General features: G+C 61.8%; 15 protein-coding genes, 1 tRNA gene and 1 pseudogene. 4 read left to right on the top strand and 13 right to left on the bottom strand.

What is annotated here, in order from left to right; translation table 11 throughout:
- Positions 1-22 precede the first annotated feature (22 nt).
- Together R3P93_RS06625 and R3P93_RS06620 are read left to right on the top strand one after the other, a co-directional pair.
- The gene (locus tag R3P93_RS06625) at positions 23-880 is read left to right on the top strand and encodes an alpha/beta fold hydrolase (RefSeq protein ID WP_262498264.1); all 858 of its coding nucleotides are present in this window, start codon (positions 23-25) and stop codon (positions 878-880) included.
- A gap of 247 nt (positions 881-1,127) precedes the next feature.
- A complete protein-coding gene (locus R3P93_RS06620) occupies positions 1,128-2,309 on the top strand; it encodes a lipase family protein (protein WP_149405191.1) in 1,182 nt (393 codons plus the stop codon).
- 493 nt (positions 2,310-2,802) lie between these two features.
- Here the strand turns inward: R3P93_RS06620 and R3P93_RS06615 are convergent, their stop codons facing one another.
- The 3 genes from R3P93_RS06615 to R3P93_RS06605 form a co-directional block, all read right to left on the bottom strand.
- On the bottom strand, positions 2,803-3,054 hold the full coding sequence (locus R3P93_RS06615; RefSeq protein ID WP_283347120.1) for a GIY-YIG nuclease family protein: 252 nt from the start codon (positions 3,052-3,054) through the stop codon (positions 2,803-2,805).
- Positions 3,055-3,293: 239 nt separating this feature from the next.
- Positions 3,294-5,630, bottom strand: a complete 2,337-nt coding sequence (locus R3P93_RS06610) for a hypothetical protein (protein ID WP_149405190.1) — start codon at positions 5,628-5,630, stop codon at positions 3,294-3,296.
- 854 nt (positions 5,631-6,484) lie between these two features.
- Positions 6,485-7,717 (bottom strand): ApeA N-terminal domain 1-containing protein, encoded by a 1,233-nt coding sequence (locus tag R3P93_RS06605; protein ID WP_149405189.1) that lies wholly within the window; start codon positions 7,715-7,717, stop codon positions 6,485-6,487.
- 531 nt (positions 7,718-8,248) lie between these two features.
- Here R3P93_RS06605 and R3P93_RS06600 point away from each other — a divergent pair.
- Positions 8,249-10,126: a hypothetical protein gene (locus R3P93_RS06600; protein ID WP_317532660.1), complete on the top strand. Its 1,878-nt coding sequence runs from the start codon at positions 8,249-8,251 to the stop codon at positions 10,124-10,126.
- A gap of 13 nt (positions 10,127-10,139) precedes the next feature.
- Here R3P93_RS06600 and istB read toward each other — a convergent pair whose 3' ends face one another.
- From istB to R3P93_RS06550, 10 genes and pseudogenes are all read right to left on the bottom strand, one after another.
- Positions 10,140-10,943, bottom strand: a complete 804-nt coding sequence (istB, locus tag R3P93_RS06595; RefSeq protein ID WP_317532659.1) for an IS21-like element helper ATPase IstB — start codon at positions 10,941-10,943, stop codon at positions 10,140-10,142.
- Positions 10,940-12,457 carry an IS21 family transposase gene (istA, locus tag R3P93_RS06590; protein ID WP_317532658.1) on the bottom strand — a complete coding sequence of 506 codons (1,518 nt, stop codon included), beginning with the start codon at positions 12,455-12,457 and terminating at the stop codon, positions 10,940-10,942. Before istA ends, istB begins: the two co-directional genes overlap by 4 nt.
- Positions 12,458-12,800: 343 nt before the next feature.
- Positions 12,801-13,458, bottom strand: a pseudogene (locus R3P93_RS24595) (integrase); the annotation flags it as partial.
- Between the two features lie 301 nt (positions 13,459-13,759).
- Positions 13,760-13,833: transfer RNA gene (locus R3P93_RS06580), tRNA-Leu, on the bottom strand.
- A 44-nt stretch (positions 13,834-13,877) separates the two neighbouring features.
- A complete protein-coding gene (locus R3P93_RS06575; RefSeq protein WP_149405188.1) occupies positions 13,878-15,329 on the bottom strand; it encodes a short-chain fatty acid transporter in 1,452 nt (483 codons plus the stop codon).
- 116 nt (positions 15,330-15,445) lie between these two features.
- Entirely contained in the window at positions 15,446-16,390 is a 945-nt protein-coding gene (locus R3P93_RS06570) for a Ppx/GppA phosphatase family protein (RefSeq protein ID WP_149405187.1), read from the bottom strand.
- Entirely contained in the window at positions 16,387-16,917 is a 531-nt protein-coding gene (locus tag R3P93_RS06565; protein ID WP_032404265.1) for a DUF501 domain-containing protein, read from the bottom strand. The genes R3P93_RS06570 and R3P93_RS06565 overlap by 4 nt, the downstream gene beginning before the upstream one ends.
- Positions 16,914-17,468, bottom strand: a complete 555-nt coding sequence (locus tag R3P93_RS06560; RefSeq protein WP_262498262.1) for an FtsB family cell division protein — start codon at positions 17,466-17,468, stop codon at positions 16,914-16,916. Before R3P93_RS06560 ends, R3P93_RS06565 begins: the two co-directional genes overlap by 4 nt.
- A gap of 194 nt (positions 17,469-17,662) precedes the next feature.
- Positions 17,663-18,949: a phosphopyruvate hydratase gene (eno, locus tag R3P93_RS06555; RefSeq protein ID WP_149405186.1), complete on the bottom strand. Its 1,287-nt coding sequence runs from the start codon at positions 18,947-18,949 to the stop codon at positions 17,663-17,665.
- An 88-nt stretch (positions 18,950-19,037) separates the two neighbouring features.
- A complete protein-coding gene (locus R3P93_RS06550) occupies positions 19,038-19,760 on the bottom strand; it encodes a lytic transglycosylase domain-containing protein (protein WP_094639811.1) in 723 nt (240 codons plus the stop codon).
- A gap of 177 nt (positions 19,761-19,937) precedes the next feature.
- Between R3P93_RS06550 and efeU the strand changes: the two genes are divergently transcribed.
- Positions 19,938-20,819, top strand: coding sequence for an iron uptake transporter permease EfeU (gene efeU, locus R3P93_RS06545; protein ID WP_149405185.1), 882 nt, complete (start codon positions 19,938-19,940; stop codon positions 20,817-20,819).
- Positions 20,820-20,828 lie beyond the last annotated feature (9 nt).

Here is a 20,828-nt window from a genome sequence, read left to right as displayed (position 1 = left end):
GTCGAGGTATTTGGGAGGTTCAGTGAGTCGGTTCAGTGATAGCCCCGCAGCCGAGGGATTCTTTTCGGCTTACGACCGTGTTCTGGCGAAATGGCCGCCGCCCATCGACGCCATCGACGTCGAATCCGACTACGGCACAACCCGAGTCAACGCCTCCGGACCCGTCGACGGACCTCCGGTGGTGCTGCTGCCCGGTGGCGGAGCAACCTCGACCGTCTGGTTCGCCAACATCGCGGCCCTGGCCCGAGAGAACCGGGTCTTCGCAATCGACCCGATGGGTGATCCCGGACGAAGCGTGGTCGGTGAGACACCGATCCGCACGGTCGATGACCTGATGTCCTGGCTCGATCACGTTCTCGAAACGCTCGATGCCCCGCGAACTTCGGTGGTCGGACATGGGTACGGGGCAACGGTGGCGCTCGCGTACGCGCTGCACCGACCGGAGCGCGTCGGCGCACTCGTCCTGCTGGATCCCCCTTCGTGTTTCGCCGGCATGCGCCTGGCGTACCTTCTGCACGCGGTGCCACTTCTGGTGCGACCGACTCGCGAACGTATGCGTTCTCTGATCCGGTGGGAAACGCAGAACGCGCCGGTCGACACCGACTGGCTCGATCTCACCGAGCGAGGCACCGACTTCCCGTCGGCGAAACCAGTGGTCCCACGGCGCCCCAAGGGAGATCGATGGGCGACGCTCTCCGCGGACGTCACCGTCGTCTTTGCCGGCGAGAGCAAGGTGCACAACAGTTCTCGTGCTGCCGACGCAGTCGGGAAGGTTCTCCCGAACGCACATACCGTTGTCCTGCCCGGCTGCAGCCACCACATGTTGCCGATGCTGCCCGCCGGGGAACTCGATGCCGTGCTACTGAGCGCCCTGCACTGACACCTGTTGTCTGGTCACCGCCAGCTGTATCCGAAGCAGCGATAGAGAGGGCGGGAACCCGCCGTTCTCGTTCACAACGCTGGATTCATACGAACTCCCGTGCTCCCAGTCGGTCTCGAAACGACACTGTGCAGATTTCGAGGGAGCCAAGGGCCGCGGGGACTTCTCCATTTTGCGTTCACCGACCGCCTCGCACTGTACGGTGACCGCGGGGATCGGTACGGCTAAAGAAGAATGTCGGGGGATCATGACTCTGTTCGGTGTGCTCGATCGCGTATTGACCAAACGACTGCCCCTGGAGCCTCCGGACGATCCCCACGCCGCGATCCTTCCAACCCCGATCGGCAACGACGCCTTCTTCCTCACCCCTCCCGGCATCGAGGACCTCGCACCCGGTGCGGTGATTCGGCAGCGCACGACCCGCGGTCTGGTGCCCCGGCCGCGAACCGCCCTGCATCAGTTCATGGTGCGATCTACCGACGCGCGAGGTCTGCCCGCCGGCGTCACCGCCTCGCTGCTGATTCCGAAGCGGCCGTGGACCGGGCGCGGACCGCGGCCCGTCGTTGCCCACAACGTGGCCATCGATTCCCTCGGAGCCAAGAGCACGCCGTCGTACCGGCTCGTGCACGGCGTCGGTGCCGACCTCCCGCCGGTGATGCCGCTCTGGCTCGCCCGCGGATACGCCGTCCTCGTCGCCGATCACCAAGGCCCGCGGATGTCGTACTCCGAAGGCACGATGGCCGGGCATGCCGTCCTGGACTCGCTACGCGGGATGACGGTCGTCGCCCCGGAGCTCGCCGACAGCCCCGTTGTGGCCTACGGCTACAGCGGCGGCGCGATCGCCACCACGTGGACGGCGCAACTGCAGCCGAGGTACGCGCCGGACGTGAGGTTGGTGGGCGCCGTCGCCGGTGGAACGCCCACCGACTTCTCGATGCTGCTGGACACCATGAACGGCACCGTCGCGGCCGGCCTGCTGGGTGCGGCGAGCATGGGTCTCGCGCGTGAGCACCCCGAGATGGTGGAGTTGTTCGGCCCGAAGGGGCTGCTGTTGGCCTCGTGGGTGAAGGACATGTCCGTGCTCCCCCTGGCCTTGGGTGGTTTGGTACGCATGCGAATCGAGGACTTGGCGTCCGAGCCCGACCCGTTCGACTCCGACATCGCGCGGCGGGTGATCGCCGCGAACCGTCCGGGCGCAGACGCGCCGTCGGCGCCGGTCGCGTTCTTCCACGGTTCCGCGAGCAAGTGGATCGGCGATCGCTTCATCCCCGAGGCCGGCGTGACTACCCTGATCGAGCAGTGGCGCAGCAAGGGTGCCGACGTGCACTACGAGCCCGTGGCAGGCGACCACTTCATCGGTGCCATGACCGGTCTGCCATTCGCGTTGCGTTGGACTGCAAAGCAATTCGCGGTCAGTGGTTCGGGTTAGCTCGCCGAAGCGACATAGCGCTGCGAGCAGGGAGAATATGGTGCCCCCAGTCGGACTCGAACCGACACTGTGCGGATTTTAAGTCCCTAGAAGTGGATTCAGGCGGACCCACATGGACGCCTTTTTCATTGTATTGCAACGCTTTTCGTTCATCTTCGACCAACACAGTCCAGGGACGAATGTACCCACTTGTGACACCCTCGTGATACCGAACTCTGCACACTGCGAGCGCCTCGGACCGCGCCAAACGAACACGGACCGCTGTGGAATGCGACGGACAAACGGTCGAGCTACCAAGGAGAGTGGCAGCGGATCCTGTGACACCGACAGCCACCACCATCGCCTCTTCTGTTCCGCCAACTACAGCACGAGCCTCGTAATCTGCACCCTGGTCTGAACGCTGTTAGCCGTCGTTCTGGGAGCCATCATCGGCAACCTCCCGCTCTTCTCCTTCGAATTCGAACGATAGGAAAGCCGTGGCTTCCCTGGCAATTCATAAACACGCTGATCTCCTCCCGATACTCACCAAGCACTCCTCGGCTTCCGGCGCTTCGGTGAACGAAATGACTTCACCGACATCGCGACGCAAAGCCTCAAGCACCTCGGACGGAGTCGCAGAGAACAACTCGCGTCGTTGATTGACCTGATTCACTAGCCGGGCCGCAAAGAGTCGGCGCAATTTCGCTTCCACCGAAACCGCTTCGTCCGCGAAGAACAGTGCGTGCACATCGAATCGGAACGGCACCAACGCATCTTAAAGCTTACACACCCAGTCCATCGGCTTCAGCCGGCGCAATCACGGGCGCAGCGACTAAGTTCCTGTGATCGGGCTGCGGACGCCGCGCTCCCACCGCATTAACGACTAATGCCAGCCTACCGAATCGACACGCCCGACGAGGTATGCACGATACGAGCGACTACGCCATCGACCGAGTTAGTGACTCCGCGTGTCCTGCACTGGTTAGGCAAGTTAGTATTTAGAGCTCAAATAGCACAATCTCTATAAAATTGGTCCTCTACGTGCTCCGTACCCAGTCCTGTGATGAGTCTTAGCTGGACATTACGGTATCTACGCTGATTCAGCTCTCTGAGCGCAGTGTTCATCGCTGCCACCGACGCCTCACCCCAGCGGCGTTGAGTTGTGGCCAAAATAATCTGGCTCGCATCAAAGATTTCAGCAAGTAAGACCTTCTTACGTGCTGTCCTGAGGCGATTTGACTTCGAATCAATGTCGTTTGATATTTTGACTTCGGCGACAAATACATCACCTTCAGACAAAGCCAATAGATCGAGCTCCGCAATGGATTTACCAGCTTTTTTCAACTCAAACTCAGAAGTGTCCACGTAGGCGAACTGGCGCGATGTTCGGGATCGAAGATGTTTGGAGAGTAGCATTGGGATATCACCGTTTTGTCGCATAAGGAGCACGGCTGTGGGATGCAGGTCGTAAAACCACTCCGGCTCATCATGCGGTATGCGCCAACGCGGTTGCTGCAGCGCATTTCTGTTACCACACCTGGGACACTCGTTTATACTTGCAAGTTTGTCAACTGGCTGGAACACCACGTGATTGCATAACGCACAGCCGAGAACTAGCCCTCGTCTCAGTAATCCCTTCGACAAGTGTTCGTCAAGTATTTCTCGTAGTTCTTCAGTTTCACCTGGGAAGCGTCGCGTCATCTCCCTGAACGTAAGGAACACACTATCTCGGACGATGCAACCGCCTCCGTCTGAAAACTCTTTTCGCGCGTTCTTCGCGTCCGCGATAAACGAGCGTAGCGTGGCCCTCATCTGTCCACTCATCGTGTCTACGATGCCTTCGCGTGACCCGAGCATCGTCGAGAGCAGTTCACCGTGCAAACCGGCACCGGACGACGAGACAGTATATCCATTTCCTGCAGCTTTAGACTCGGCCCAGGCGAATAAGCTAGGCTTTCGGACTTTTGGCCGACTCAACCGATCCTCCGGTGCTGCCCCTGCTGGAACGAATCCGTACGACGGGGCTTCGTATGACAGCCCCCGGCGGCCCGTCCGAATCCACGTATGAAGTGACGGCTCGTCGCGACTGAGCAGGGATTCAGCAGGCGTATACCTGCACGACGGATTCAGAGTCGCCGCGATATCGATATCCACGTGCCAAGAAAACTCGCGAATTTCGGCCAGCCTATTATTCAACAACAGAGGCGGGTTGGGTGCTGCAGCGAGTGTTACCGACCCTTGAGAATCAACCAGCACGGGCATAGTCGTGCTCTTGCTATATTGGTCCACGACCGCAAAGTGATACTTGCCTGAATTTGGGAAAATCAGGTCGACATCCAAACCACAAACCGATAGATCAGCATGAGAAAGACCCTTGTCGCTACTCGAACTGAACTGTGAAGCGCTGGTGACGACCGCATCACGAAAGTCCGCGACACGCTCTTCGTCGAGCGACACCGAGGTGACAATCCAGTCTTGCAAATCCGTGCGGCGATCCAGTTTGAGGAGATCGTGCAGACCTTCCAAAAGAGTCGCCGACGTGTCACTAACGCCACCTGCCCACCACTCTTCTGCGATCCAGAGACCCGCTCCGTAAGTTCGGTCCCATGCCATAGCAAGACAGAAGTCCTCGGGGCTATCGCCCACGACCAGAAGTCCGTTGTTTCGTATTGTGTCACCGGCTGACACATTTACTAACTCGGTCACTGACATGTCCCATGCGCTGGGTCCGTTCGTGGCACCCAAGGTGCGGGACGTGTCGAGGATGCGCGCCGGCGGAGCGATGGGATACGACCCGGGAGTTCTCACGAGCCACCTGACTACATCCGACTTTTCGTCGCCATTCAGTTCACAGCCAGGCTGTGAGGGCGCGTTCACCAGGCCGATGCGTGCGGTCGCCGCGACGCCGAGCGTTCCGTCGAGGTGCTCGGATACTCCGAACACAGACGGGTCCGATGTTGCTAGCACTGAGCGGAGTCCGATCAGCGGGCCTCGGTCAGAGGATTCGTGAATGGTCCGCACGCGCTCGTGAGTGATCTCCTCAGTTGGTGTCCGCCCACCAGTAGCAGGTGTGATGAGGCGGTACGAACCGACTTGGTCGACGAGGAGCTTTCTCGCAGTTTCGAGATTCTCGAACATCACAACTCGTTCGGCAAGCTCAGCGCCGAGACGATCAAAATCTTCACTGGCTATCCCAGATTTTTCGAGGGTCTCGCGGATGTGGCCCGGTTGCAATCGCTCGAGAGTTTGGTACGTCACCCCTAAGGTGACGACGTAGTCAGGGTCGTACGCTACTACCGCTGCCACCATGACGGGGCTGACGACATCCTCTTCGGTCGGCACGAGGATGAATCCACGACCACCCCATGTCACACATGCCGTGTGCATGGCTGTTCGTGCCCAAAAGTGCCAATCTGGGCCACCGGGGATGACTATCGCGACGCGGGGCGCCCTCAAGCCTGTGGATACAGTCCGGTGTTCAAGCGTGGCGGAACCTGACCCACCATGGTTTGCCATAAAGCAACTTACCCTTCTAAGCCGTGTGCTGTCGCGCACTTACGTTGTTCCGCCGGAACAATGGAACGTAGCTTCGAGCGCCAAGAATAGACGGCGTCGACGAAACGATGCTCGACCGAGTTCTCGGATCGGCCGGTCGCAGTCGACATGACCGGTGATGCCTACCAACTCGTGGCCTGCGCCCCCTGTATAAACGGACTACCGCGCTTCAAGCCGCGGACTGCCTGTTTTAGTCGATACGGGCCAGAGCTAGAGCTGTTCGACGAAATCGTCATAGCCCTCCGGGACAGAGGACCACGTTCATGCGCTCTCCACTTCTTCGAGACGCTCAAACTTTCGTCTGTACACGAGGGCTAGCGTCAGCAACACGCCAATGCAAAGGACAGAGTTTCTGAAACCGTTTGCAGTCGTGCGTAACTGATGCGAGTTGTCACGCGTAACCGACACGCACACTGCGTAACACCGCCGATGGCGCGCAATGCAGACGAGTAGCACGGCCAGAGATAGTGCCCCACGGGGCACTATCATCGACATTTCGCCGGAGGCGTCCACGCCGGCGGCTGCGAATTTACGTTTGTAGATCCATAAAATCGGGCGTGCCGTCCTCCCACACCCACGGCTCGGCGAGAAAAACGAGCGTCGCGTCGATTCGAAAGAGTGACTACGCTCGGTCGTGCAGCTTAGTTCACTGGTGCTGAGTCAAAGTAGTCCTCATAGCGTTGCCGCAAATTGTAGTAGGTCGCCGGGGCCGCGTTGCGCTGCTGCTCAGGGGAGAGCCCGAGCCTTTCCAGCATCACCAGGTGCAGCAGAGTTTTCGTTACGTAGGTCAACGCAGGTCTGACCTCACGTGGGATTTTCTCCATACCGTCCCATGATGAATGCCCAATCGCGTTGCGCGCATTGACCATCCAGGTAACCCACATGGCCTTGTTATGGAGTACTGTAGCAACGGCCTCGCTGTCGGGGATCGAGGCTAGCTCGCGCATTCGCGCCGCGAAGCCCGGCTGGTTGCGTTGAGTTGCTGAGAGTGCCCATCTCCGCACCGGGCCCTCGGGCAAGGCTTTGATGTAGGCCTTGAGTTCGTGGTGTTCCTGGTCAGAGATGCCGGTTGTAGTCGGACACAGAATTTGATGGATACCCTCGGCAGCAGATGCAACGTTAAACAGCTTGTTCTGAAAGTACCCGGGGCCACCGTAGTCGACGCTGAAAAGCACCGAACCCGACATCCCCAACTGCGCGCGCAGCGTGAGCCAGTCGGAAATGAACCGGTCCGGGACAGTGCCGAGCACGAATACCGGATGCCAACGACGCTCGATCACGTGCTCAGCCTTCATCCGTAACTGGACACGTATGCCTTCGCTGGTGGATAGGACAGCGGACTCGACCCGGCAGTCTGCACTGCCCGCCAATGTAAGGAGGTCTTCGAACGCCCGGATAGTGGTGTCGAAATCCATCCACCTACGGGGTTCATCGGACTCAATAACCAGCTGGACCTCGCTACCCACTCGACGCAAGCTGAGCTGCTCACCAGGACACTGGGGGTTGTTAATGTGATCGGGCAGCGGCGGTCGATCGTGTCCGCGGGTTGCCCAGTCGGTCAGGTTGGACAGGCTTACTGACACCCGACGAAAGATCTGATCGTCGCCGGAAGCGATGTGAGCGCCAATTAGCGCAGCATGCACGTACACCTCCTGGGTCGACTCCTCAGCGGACAGGACCAGACAGCCCAGTAGAGTTACTGGCGTGGCGTCGTCGGTTACACCCCACACAGTTATGTGGTTGCTATCGGTCTTAGGGACGACACGGCAACCGAGCTTTAAGCGCAAAGAACCGTCGTGAACGGTCGTGAGATCGCCAGCGCCGGTGTGGTCGCTATCGGATGGCATCCACCACTGCCCGTTGTCCACGATCACAGGTCCACCTCCGCCATAGGTCTAATCGCTCAGCCCGGACGGACTTCGCCGCTCACCCAGCTCGATAGCATGCCACCTAAGTGGCAACGACTCTGCATTCATGATCCAAATCCAGAGAATCCTCAACCGCAGACCGTCGCCGCTCTCGGTCGTCCCTACATGATGACTTGTGCGATGCCTTTGGCGCGTGAGAGTTGTCGACGAGCATCAGGCCAGCAGCGTTCCGGTGTGACGAATGCGGAAACCTCTTTCTCGCCCTGCTCAAGGCCGGGACAAACTGCGCTGTCCTTGGCCGACAGCCACCGATCAGGTCGAATACGACAGCTACCGCACCGGCAAGACATCCTGACGACAGCACTGGGATGTGTGGCGTGGTCGGAAACGTCACCTTCTTCTTGACCACGAACATCTGCTGGTACGTCTTCTGCCCTTTTGTCGTAGCGCGGCGGTAGCGTGACGGCGCGGCCGCCGCTGGGGCGTCCGTTTGGAGCGGAGGCCGTTTAGAGCGGACTTCAGCTAGGGGTGGTCGAAATGGTCTTTGGATCGAGATTGAGTAATTCCTTTGGAGGCGGCACCAGTGCACCGGGCGGGCCCCCGCCGGAGAGGCCAGCGTGGTTCAGCTCTGACCGAGATTACGAAGCTTTTCTGAAAACGACCAAGATGGATTTAGGCCCACAATCCATAACTTCGACCAGTATCGACGTCGACCATCTCGACGAGAACGGGCGCAGAACCTTGCTCGGCGGCTATGCACTACAGAGCACCCTCGAATTTGTCAGCAGGATGTTCGCGCAGCTTGATGACGCTGCCCTAAACTCGCGGACTAATGCCTGGGAAAAAACCCTCGTCAGCATGCTGACCGGGGAGTTCTCGTCCAAGGTCATCGAATCTGTGAGTAAGGGAAACGTACTGTTACCACCTGCCGCAGTAACTCAACTAATTCGTGAGGCCATTGAATGGTGCTCCATCACCGACGCTGCAACCACGGGAACCGGCAATACAATCCCTATCTTCGGAATCGACGACTTCGTGCTGTTGATGCTGTCGATCAACGGCGATCAGGAACGCCAAGACCTCCCCGACTTCTTTCGGACTTGGCCTCCCACGCAGGACGACCTGGAGCGATACAACGCGGCGATGGCAGTCGACGATGACATGGTTCGCGACGAGGCTCAGCGGCAAATGCTTTCAGATCTAGCCCGGATGCAAGCGAACGCCACCACAGTGCCAGATGTCCTACTTGGCGACGCCTACGATACCTGGTTCAAGAAGTGGCCAGAGTTGGCCCCGCACGACCTGATCGGCGACACCGCTATCGAGGCATTCGAACAGGCCACTGGGGTTTCGCTGACCGAATTCATTAAACTCGGACTCCAGCTTTGGACACGAACCAAGACTGGTGCCGTGACGCTCAACGCCATTGATTTTGCCCAGTGGGCTGATTCGCAGGCTGTCACCTTGATGAAAACTGCGGCTTCTCTCACTGTGCAGGAGTATCGAAAACGGCTCAAGGCCGAGCGTAAGAAGGGGTTGCTTGCGCACCGCCGCTATACGTTCGCCGAGCGGCCCCTTATCCGGTTTGGGGATGATGAGTATGTTGCTTTGCGACCTGTTTGGGTGCTTGATCGCCTTTGTGGCTCGCAGCTGTACTGGCAAACCTTCTTTGCTTTCGGCACCGAGAAGGATCCGCGTGGCGAGCAGTTCAGCCTGGCCTCGAACTATGTCTTTGAAGACACCATCGGATACCTTCTTCGTCGAGCGACTCGAAGAGCTCGGCCGACGATCAAACTGATTACCGAGCGGGAGATGCAGCAAGCATGGAAACAGAGGGGCGACAAGCCGTCCGTCTGCGACTGGGTACTGGCTTCCGGCAAGTACTGCCTCTTGGTCGACGCCACCAATCACTGGCTGGACGAGAAAGCAGCGCAGGGCTTTGCTGATGCCGAGGACTACACCGCGGATCTCGAAGACACATTCGTCAGGAGGAAGTTTCTACAGCTGAGGTCAACAATCGAGCTGCTTGCTCAGCATGGCTGGGAGGGCCGCACCTTCGACGAGCAGACGGTATTCGTACCCATGGTCGTTGTGCCGAACGGAGGTATTCCGCCGAATGTGCTCTCTGATGTTGACCTCAAGCTGCGGTCACACTCCGTCCTCGGGGAGCTCGGCAGGTTCGTAACATCGCCTGGAATCTTGACTTACAGCGAACTTCAAGTCTTCGAGGGAGTGTGCGAACATCGCGGGCCGCAGCTATTCGTCGAAATCCTCGCACGCTGGCGTCTGATGTGCACTGGGGGGATGCCAGTTCGGCCTCAAACCTTCCTCGATATTTCTGGTGTTGATCGACCTGTCAATGGCCAAGTTGAAGTCCCCGCTGGTGGCCAGGTGAAAGTCCCCACCCCGTGTTGATGTTTCCGGTTTTTCAGGGGCGGTCCTTACGGTGTTGTGCGTCTTTCATGCGATAGGACTCGCCGTCGGTGACGACGATGGTGGCGTGGTGGAGCAATCGGTCGAGGATCGAGGCGGCGGTGGTGTGCTCGGGCAGGAACCGGCCCCATTGCTCGAACGGCCAGTGCGATCCGATCGCCAACGAGCGGCGTTCGTAGGCACCGGCGACGAGACGGAACAGCAATTGCGTGCCGGTGTCGTCGAGCGGGGCGAAGCCCATTTCGTCGATGATGATCAGGTCGACCCGCAGCAGTGATTCGATGATTTTGCCGACGGTATTGTCTGCCAATCCGCGATAGAGGGTTTCGACGAGATCGGCGGCGGTGAAGTAGCGGACCTTGTGTCCAGCGTGGACGGCGGCGACACCGAGTCCGATCAAGGTATGCGACTTGCCTGTCCCGGCAGGTCCGATCATCGCCAGGTTCGACTGTGCCCGAACCCATTCCAGGCTGGAGAGGTAGTCGAACACCTTCGGCTGGATCGATGACGCTGCGACGTCAAAGGACTCCAACGTTTTGGTCACCGGGAACGCGGCAGCTTTGAGCCGGTGGACGATGTTGGAGGCATCACGTGCGGCGAGTTCGGACTCGATGAGCGTCCGCAGCACTTCTTCCGGGGTCCAGCGTTGCGTCTTCGCAGTGATCAACACCTCCGGTGCGGTCCGGCGGATTGCAGCCAGTTTCAGGCGACGTAGTCCGGCGTCGAGATCAGCAGCGAGTTCGGGAACATGCTGGGGCGCAGCAGCCTTCGGAGAGTGTGCAGTGGTGGTGTCGGTCATGACGGCACCTGCGTATCGGCGGCAGGGGTCCGGATGGCGTAGGCATCGAGGGAGCGCGTCGGTGCGGTCGGCAGGTCCAGAATCAACGCGTCCCCGGCCGGCCTGGGCTGTGGCGCTCCGGCACCGGCAGCGAGAATCGATCGGACGTCCGCGGCCCGGAATCGACGGAACGCCACCGCTCGGGTCAACGCCGCCACCAACAGTTCGGTGCCATGTGCTGCGCCGAGTGCCAGCAGGATCTCGAGCTCGGATCCGAGCCTGGTGTTGCCGATCGCGGCGGCTCCGACGAGGAATGCTTCTGCTTCGGGTCCGAGTGCGCAGAACTGTTGCTCGACAGTTGTTCTCGGCCTGGGACCACGATGGGGTGCGGGGCGGGCACCGCCGTAATGCTCGTCGAGGACCGACGCGGTCCCCGGCTGGCCCAGGTCGTGTTCGGCGACGACCTCACCGGTGGCCGGCTCGACAACCACCAACCGCCCCTCGGTCTGGACGAGGGTGACGGTCGCGCCGATCAACCGCACCGGCACGGAGTAACGCGCGGACGCGAACCGCACGCAGGACAAGCGATCGACTTTGCGGGTCACCGGCGGTGGACCGATCTCCAGTCGGAGCGATGGCAACGGTGACAACAACTCTCGCTCTTCGTCGAGTTTGTCGTTCGGGATCGCGCATATTTCCGAATGCACCCTGGCGTTGACTTCCGTGCACCACACCCTGGCGGCGGCGTTGGCTGCGTGGACATCGACGGTGGTGTCGGCGATGGCTGATTCGGTGAGCAACGGGACAGCGAGATCGCGTTGGGCGTATCCGACGAGGTTCTCCACGACGCCTTTCGATTGTGGGTCGTTCGCGTGGCAGAAGTCCGGTGCGAACCCGTAATGAGCAGCGAACCGGACGTAGTCCGGGGTGGGGATGACGACGTTCGCGACGACCCCACCTTTGAGGCATGCCATGCGGTCGGCGAGGACCTTGCGCGGGACACCACCGACAGCGGCAAGTGCTTCGGCGATCAATGCCATTGTGGTGGTTGCTTTCTCGTCCGTGGCGAATGCAGCAAAACGCCACCGCGAGTAGGCCATGACGGCGCAGAACAGGTGCAGTCCGCCGACAGTGGCCCAGTCGATGATCAGGTAGTCACCCGGTGCCCATACCGCGGGCCGTCGGCCGCGGTGATGGTCGGTGCGCCACCGTTTCTTCTCCTCGGCGACCAGGCGGCGGAAGTTGCGGTCCGATCCTGCATAGCCGGCCTTGCGGGCGATCGGAAGGATTCGTTTCGCGGAGATTCGGCCCTGAGATTTGTCGACCCGTTCGGCTACCAGGTCGGTAACGGCGGCGTAGTTGCGTTCACGCTCGGCCCGCGGCGGTGGTGTGTTGCCGGCCTGGTCGGCTTCAAATTTGTCGATGGTGCGTTTGACGGTCTTGTGGGTGGTGCCGACGAGTTCGGCGGCTCCTCGATACGACCCGACTTCGCGGTAAGCGGAAATGATGTCCATGCGTTCCTTCGCAGACTTCAATGGAACTCCCCGGGCGGTGCGGTGTGTGGTTGGCACCTTCACCGTCACCGCTCGGGCCAGAAGTTCCTGATCGACACGACGAACACGGGGTGGGGACTTTCAGTTGGCCACCAGTGGGGACCTCGACCTGGCCACCAGTGGGTACTTTTTCATGGCCACGGACACGACCGATGGGCAAGTACCCGACGATTGCGCGATCGATGCTTATGCAAAGGCTGTAGACGCACAGGCAGGCACCATTATTCTGGTGCCAAACCACTTAGCGTGCTCGAAGAAGCTAGGAACCGCTTCGCAGGTAGCGGGCGAACCCGAAGACGTAGACGTCCTCAAACCGACTCCTGGTCTACAGACCGATTTCGTTGACGGCGTTCCCGACGCGGGGTGCATGTTCGCGACGGTAGACCTCCACCGGAGTCGAGGCTGGCGTGTCCGGTTTGGCGGGCGATGGCTGGACCGCCAGCGCCGTTGCGGGTGCCTTGGGCGACGAAACCAGCTCGTAAAGAGTGTCCGCCGAGTTTGGCCAGGCGTGGTCATAGCCCGCGTGCTCGGCGCGGCGTCGGATGGTTCGGTGGATCGCCGCCCCGCACAGCACTGTGGCGCCGAGGTTGCCGTTCTTCGCGATCGCCCTCAGCAGCGGTGCGCGGGCGGCGGTCCGGGGAATTCCCATGGCAGACGCGGTCGGTGAACGGTGCCGGCTTCCGTAGCGGCCGGGTGATCGAGGGGCGGCCACCGGTGTCGAACGCGGCGAAGATCTGTGTACACCGAACACCGGACATACGCGCAGGGCGGGAAGGTCTCGTGGGAGTCGGTGAACGGCAGCGCCTTGACCGCTTCCCTGCCTTCTTGGTCGGCCTTCGACTTTCGTAGCTGCATGTGCAAGCCGTCGTGCCGATGCACGGTCACGTCCCCGCATGAAAGTTCCGAGAGCTCGCTGCGCCGGAAGGACCCAGCAAACTCCGTAGCAGAATCGCCGAGTCGCGGCGTTCGAGGACATCGTCGGCATGTAGCGATCCGATGTGAACGAATCGAAGGTCTGGCAAGTCCACGCACGTCGATTCACGACCATCTGGATGCTCACGAGGCAGTTGTGACAACGTTGTGACACCGAGACCGAACGCCACAGAGCTCGAAGCCTCTGACCTGCGGAAACGAAATTTTTGACCTGCGGAAATGTCGATTACCGCGGATCTGAAATCCGCTGTCTCGGTTGTCCACTCAAATCCGTGGTAGACCGCCGAAGTCCACGCTACCACCCGAAAAGCACTGTCCTAGTCCAGAAATCTGGATCCATATGGACTCCGGTGCCCCCAGTCGGACTCGAACCGACACTGTGCGGATTTTAAGTCCGCTGCCTCTGCCAATTGGGCTATAGGGGCCACCGCCGGAGGTTCGCTCCGGCGGTGACGATCATATCGGGCTGCTACTGCGCCGGGATGACCGGCGGCACGAACTCGAAGGTCATGCCGAGTAGCCATACGAGCAGCAGGACTACCGGGAAGTGAAAGATGAACTGCAGGAACGTGAATCCGATCAGATCGCGCGCTCGCAGACCCAGTACGGCCAGCAAGGGCAGCATGAAGAACGGGTTGATCAGGTTCGGCAACGCCTCGGCGACGTTGTAGATCTGGACGGTCCAGCCCAGATTCATCTGCACATCGGTGGCCGACTGCATCACGTACGGCGCTTCGACGAGCCACTTGCCACCGCCCGAGGGAACGAAGAGTCCGAGTACAACGGTGTAGATCGCGATGACCACCGCGAAGCCTCCACCTGACCCGATCTCGGTGAAGAAGGTCGCCAGATGCTCGGAAATCGTGATGCCTCCCCGGCCCTCCGCCTCGGTGAGCATGGCTGCCATCGCGGCGTAGAGCGGGAACTGCACCAGGATCCCGGCAGTAGCGGGCACCGCCTTGCTGACGGAATCGAGGAAGCGCCGCGGGGTGCCGTGCAGCACCAACCCGAGCATCAGGAACACCAAGAGGTACCCGTTGAGGCTGCTGACCACCGACAGCACCGGCAGCGTCAACAATTGGGAGACAAGCCATCCCAGCGTCATCGCACCAACGAAGAGCGGAAGAATTCGGCTGTACTCGAGCCACTCCCCCGGTCGACTGCGCGGAGCAGGCTCCGACACCGTGTCGTCGAGATCGACCTCCATGTCTGCGGCAGTCTTGATCGCGGCACCCTTGGGAGCCGACACATGCGCGATGACGACCGTCAGAACGATGATGATCACGCACATCAACAGCGACTGCCACGTGAAGATGGTGGTGCCGAAGTCGAGTACACCGGTGACCGAAAGCAGCGTTGCCGGAAGCGAACTGGCCGTCGCCTGTAGCTGCGCAGCCGAGGACGACATTCCCAGCGCCCACACCGCACCGAGTCCCATGAACGCAGCGGCACCCAAGGCCCGGTAGTCCACGCGGAGATCGTCACGCCGCGCGATGGCACGGGCCAACAGTCCCGCGAAAACCAGCGATAGCCCCCAGTTGAGGAACGACACCGAGCAGGACAGCAGCGCCACGAAACTCACTGCGCTACTGGAGCTCTTGGGCACCTGCGCCAATCGAGTGATGAGCCGAGCGACCGGTGGAGAGGTGGCCACGACGTAACCGGTGAGAACGACCATCGCCATCTGCAGGGTGAAGGCGGTCAGGTCCCAGAAGCCGTTTCCGAAGGCGTCGACCACATTCTGCGGAGACGACCCGTTGGCGAAAGCAGCGACAGCCACGACCACCACGCCGACGAGAGCGAAGATGTAGGCGTCGGGAAACCACTTCTCGGTTCCCCTGGCGAGCATCTGCGCGACGCGCGCCAAACCTTTCTCGGCCGGCGCCTGGTCGGCCGGAATCTGCTCGGCGGGTGACGTCATCGGTGGTCCTCACCTCGAAGGGAGCCGTGACGTGGGCCACAGCACCTGTAAGGCTTCACCGAATCATGCAGTGATGCAACCTACATCGCCGCAGACCGCATCTGCAGAATTGCAGATCAGATCCTGATGGACATCGCGATGCCGTCGAGGATGTCGTGTTCACTCACCGTCAACGAGCTCACAGCACCCCGCCGCTCGAATTCCTCGGCCAGCACGCTGCACACAATTGCGCCGCCGCCGATGACGTCGACCCGTCCGGGATGCATGGGGCCCAACGCACTTCGTTGCGTATGAGTCATGCCGATCAGTCGCTCGCACACCTCGAAGAGCTGATCGAACGGCACTCGCGAGAGGTGCACGGCGTCGGCGTCGTACTCGGGCAGTTCCTTGGCGATGGCGGCGATGGTGGTCATCGTGCCGGCAACCCCCACCCAGCTCGACGCGTCGCCGATCGACACTTCCTCGAACGCCTCCGCCAACTTCTCGCGGGCGTACTCACGCGCACCGTTGATCTCGTCCGCGGTGGGAGGATCCGAATGCAGGAAACGCTCGGTCAGGCGCACACACCCGATGTTGGCCGAGAACGCGGCCTTCACTCCTTTGGCGTCGCCCAGCACGAGCTCGGTCGAACCGCCGCCCAGATCGACAACCAGGAAAGGTCCTGCAGCAGAGTCGAGTTCACCGACAGCGCCGGCGAAGGACAACCGAGCCTCCTCGTCGCCGGTGATCACCTCGGCCTCGGCACCGGGGATGACTTTGCCGAGTACCTCGCGCACCATCGAGAAGAAGTCCTCGCGATTGGACGCATCACGTGTGGCCGAGGTGGCGACCATGCGCACTGCGGTGGCCCCGGTCTTGCGGATGATCTCGGCGTATTCGACCAGCGCCACCCGGGTGCGCTCGATGGCCTCGGGTACGAATGCTCCGGTGGCGTCGACTCCCTGGCCGAGTCGCACGATCCGCATCTCACGAGCGACGTCGGCGAGGGATTTGCCGTTGTTGTCGGCGACGAGCAGGCGGATCGAGTTGGTGCCGCAATCTATTGCTGCAACCCTGGTCATGATTTCTCCGCACGTAGTTCTTCGATGGTCGGCCAGTCGGCCGGAATAGCTTTGCCGCGCAACGAGTTCTCGGCGGCCAACGCAACCGACTCATCACCCAGCGGGTTGACGCCCGGACCCTTGGCCAACGAGTGCGCGATCAGCACATGGAGGCACTTGACCCGATCGGGCATGCCGCCACCGGTGAAATCGGTTCCGAGAGATTCGATCTCGTCACGCTCGGCCAGATAGGACTGATGGGCGCGCAGGTATGCCGCAGCCAATTCCGGGTCGGTACCGAGACGTTCGGTCATCTCGCGCATCACGCCGGCCGATTCCTGCCGGCTCGCCTCGGCCGTCAGCCGGGGGTCCGTCAAGTAGAACAGGGTGGGAAAAGGCGTGCCGTCGGGCAGCTTCGGGGCGGTTTTGACCACACCCGGCCTGCCGTCCGGCGATCTGTACGCGATCTCGAGTACGCCACGCGGTTCACGTCCGAGTTGCGATGCGACCGCATCGAGATCTTCCTGCGAGACTGCCGAGGAATTCACCCGACCGGTCCTCCTTCTGGTTCTGGCACCGGCGGCACGGCCGGTGCGGGTTCTGGCTGTACGACAGGCATCGGTGCAGACGTCGGCTCCGGGGGCTCGTCCGATCCCTGTGGCTGGACCGCGGTGTTCCACAATTCGGTGTACCACGGTCCCTTCGGAGTGTTGTCCACTGCGAGGTCCTCGGAGCTCGGCGAGTAGTCGCCGGGCAGCTGGACCTGATAGGGCGTCTCCCCCGGCATGACGAACCGCAGACGTTCGCGAGCGTCGGCCGCGATGCGGGACGGCTCGTCGAGTTGAGACTTCTGAACCTGCAGGCGGTTCACGTCGTCTTGCAGCGCCTGCCGTTCGGCCAGCACGGATTCGAGCTCACTGCGTTGCGAGAAGTAGGTGCGCAGCGGCACGGCCAGCGTCAACGCCAGCGCACACACCACGACACCGAGAATGACGGCTCGTCCGGTGGACAGTCCGAAGAACGTCCGCTCGGGCATCTTGGGCCGGCGAACACCGACGCGTCGAGGCGCAGCCTTGCCGCCGACCACCGCGTCGCGCACCTGCTCGGAGGGTTCCGGTGGGGTGGCCTGTCGGCCGGAGGCGTTCGCGTCACGCGAGACGCCCCCGGCCTTGGACCGACTCGAAGAGGAGGAACGGCCGCGGGGTCGGGGATCACGTCCACCTGGACTGGTCCCGGACCTGCCGCGCCGTGCCATCATTGACCTCTCCACTTCGTGTCATACGAGCCTGTTCGCTATCCCTCGTAATTGAACCGGGGGAAAGACAACTCGCCGGCGTAACGCGCCGCGTCGCCCAGAGCTTCTTCGATACGCAGCAACTGGTTGTACTTGGCGACGCGCTCGCTTCGAGCCGGAGCACCGGTCTTGATCTGGCCGCTGCCGACGGCAACTGCCAGGTCAGCGATGGTGGTGTCCTCGGTCTCGCCGGACCGGTGGCTCATCATCGTCTTGTAGCCGTTGCGGTGCGCGAGATCGACTGCGTCGAGGGTCTCGGTGAGTGTGCCGATCTGATTGACCTTGACCAGCAGTGCGTTGGCCGCACCCTTGACGATGCCGTCTTCGAGACGCTCGGGGTTGGTGACGAAGAGATCGTCGCCGACGATCTGCACCTTGTCGCCGATGGCCTCGGTCAGCGCAACCCAGCCGTCCCAGTCGTTCTCGTCGAGCGGATCCTCGATGGAGACCAGCGGGTAGGCGTCGACGAGCTCGCCGTAGAACGCCGACATCTCCTCGGCTGACTTGGTCTCACGCTCGAAGGCGTAGCCCGTGCCTGCGGTGTAGAACTCGGTGGCCGCCACGTCGAGAGCGAGCGCAACGTCCTGACCGGGCTTGAGGCCGGTCTTGCCGATGGCCTCGAGGATGAGGTCGAGGGCAGCCTTGGTGCCGGCGAGGTCGGGAGCGAAGCCGCCCTCGTCGCCGAGGCCGGTGCCCAGGCCCTTGGCCTTGAGCACGGCCTTGAGTGCGTGGTAGACCTCCGCACCCCAGCGCAGCGACTCCTTGAAGGTCGGCGCGCCTATGGGGGCGATCATGAATTCCTGCACGTCGACGCCACTGTCTGCGTGCGCGCCACCGTTGATGATGTTCATCATCGGAACGGGGAGGATGTGCGCGTTGGGGCCACCGAGGTAACGGAAGAGTTCGAGTCCGGTGGACTCGGCAGCGGACTTCGCGACCGCGAGCGAGACACCGAGCAGGGCGTTTGCGCCTAGGCGAGACTTGTCGGGCGTGCCGTCCAGATCCAACAGAGCCTGGTCGACGGTGCGCTGCTCGATGGCGTCCAGGCCGATGACGGCGGGAGCGATCTCGTCCAGCACTGCATTGACGGCCTTCTCGACACCCTTGCCGCCGTAGCGGTCTCCGCCGTCACGAAGCTCGACGGCCTCGTGCTCACCGGTGGATGCACCGGAGGGAACGGCGGCGCGACTCAGCGTCCCGTCGTCCAATGCGACCTCGACCTCGATCGTGGGGTTGCCACGAGAATCGAGGATTTCGCGCGCTCCGACCTGCTCAATGATGGCCACGAATGCTTCTCCTATAAACGGGTACCGACGGACTGTGCCGGGTGCAAGACTAACCGCTCCCCTGTGATGTCCGCGATGCATGGAGGTCCTACGGCCTGGTGCCCACCGAGTACGCGGCCGCACGATCGCGCACATCCCGCAGATACTGACCCGACAGGTTGTAGGCCATCAACGCCGTCTCCCAGCCCTGCGCGGTTCGCAGATCACCGCCGCGCGCACACAGGTATCGAGCAGCGGTCAGCGCGGCGTCGTCGATGTTGTCGGGATCGGCGACGCCATCGCCGTTGGCGTCGACACCCCACTTCTTCCACGTCTCGGGAATGAACTGCATGGGGCCCATGGCCCGGTCGAACTCGGTGTCACCGTCCATGACGCCGCCGTCGGTGTCCGGAATCTCGGCGACGCCCGGTCCGCCGTCGAGAGGAATCCCGCGGATCGGCGGTGCGACGAGACCGTCGGGCGCGACCGACGAACCCTGGTAGGTGCCGTGCCGACTTTCGATGTAGCCGATTCCGGCGAGCGTCGTCCATGCGATTCCGCAATCGGCATCTGTCTCGGTCATGATCGCGGCCGCGTGCCCGTACGAGGCCAACGCGGTCACCGAAATGCCCAACGCTTCGGTCTGTGGTTCGGCCCAGGCGAGCAACAGATCGGCCGTCCGCCCGGGCGCGTTGAAATCGATGGCCGGCACTTCGGTGCCGGGTCCGGGCGGGATGCCCTCGGGAATCTCGCGCTCGGGTTCGCCGGTGCCGCACGCCGTCAACGCGAGAAGGACCGACGCTGTGGCGAGCACGCAGATACGGGAGATCACCACTCCATCCTGCACACGCAAGGTAATAGAAAGCTAAAGACGGAGATAACCCCTGGTCAACGCGTATTCGAGCCGGGTTGCAGGGTGTATGTTCTGGTCAGCCCTCACGCATGAGGGTCGCCTACCCTTTGCGAGGGAAGGCGTACCAATGTTCGACGCACCGCAGGAGCCTGATTCATGCCAGTTCTCGCCGCCGCAGGCTCAGCGCCGTCGATCGCCACCCAAATGTTCGGCAGTGGCTTGATCGGCCTGCGTGAAGGGCTCGAGACCGGCATCGTCGTGATGATCCTCGTCGCGTTCCTCGTCAAAGCCGATCGCCGCGACGCGCTCAAGTGGGTCTGGCTGGGAGTAGGCCTTGCCGTCGCCATGGTCGCCGCCATCTTCTTCGTGATCCATTACGGCACGTCCACCGTCACCGGGTTGACCGCCGAGATCATCGCCGGAGCGGCGTCACTCGTTGCTGTGGTGATCGTGACGGCGATGGTGCTCTGGATGCGCACCGCCGCGAAGAACATCTCCGGAGAACTGCGGGCGAACATGGAGAAAGCGCTGACCGTCGGGCCCGCCGCAGTGCTGACGCTGGCCTTCTTCGCGGTCGGCCGCGAAGGCGTCGAAACTGCGTTGCTCATGGTCGGCTACGCCGAGAACACCAACGGCAGCCTGTGGCCACTGCTGGGACTGCTGCTCGGAATCGTCGTCGCCGCTGTCCTGACGGTATTCCTCTACTTCGGTGCCGTGCGCGTCAACTTCGCGGTGTTCTTCAAGTACACCGGCATCTTCCTGATCGTCGTCGCCGCCGGGATCCTCGCCTACGGCATCCGCGCACTGCAGATCGGTGGAGTCCTCCCCGGCGGCAGCGCCGTCGCCTTCGACATCACCGCACACTTCGACGCCTCGAGCTGGTACGGAACCGTGCTCGCCGGCATCTTCAACTTCCGGCCCGAACCCACTGTGTTCCAAGCGATCGCGTGGGTGCTCTACATCGTGATCGTCCTCTACCTCTTCCTCCGCCCGGTCCGTGTTCCCGCGACACCCGAGCCTGCTCTGCAATCCTCCTGAAAGGCACCA

This window comes from Rhodococcus cerastii, assembly GCF_033042195.1.
Taxonomy (GTDB): domain Bacteria; phylum Actinomycetota; class Actinomycetes; order Mycobacteriales; family Mycobacteriaceae; genus Rhodococcoides.
This window is presented reverse-complemented; position numbering and strand designations above follow the sequence as displayed.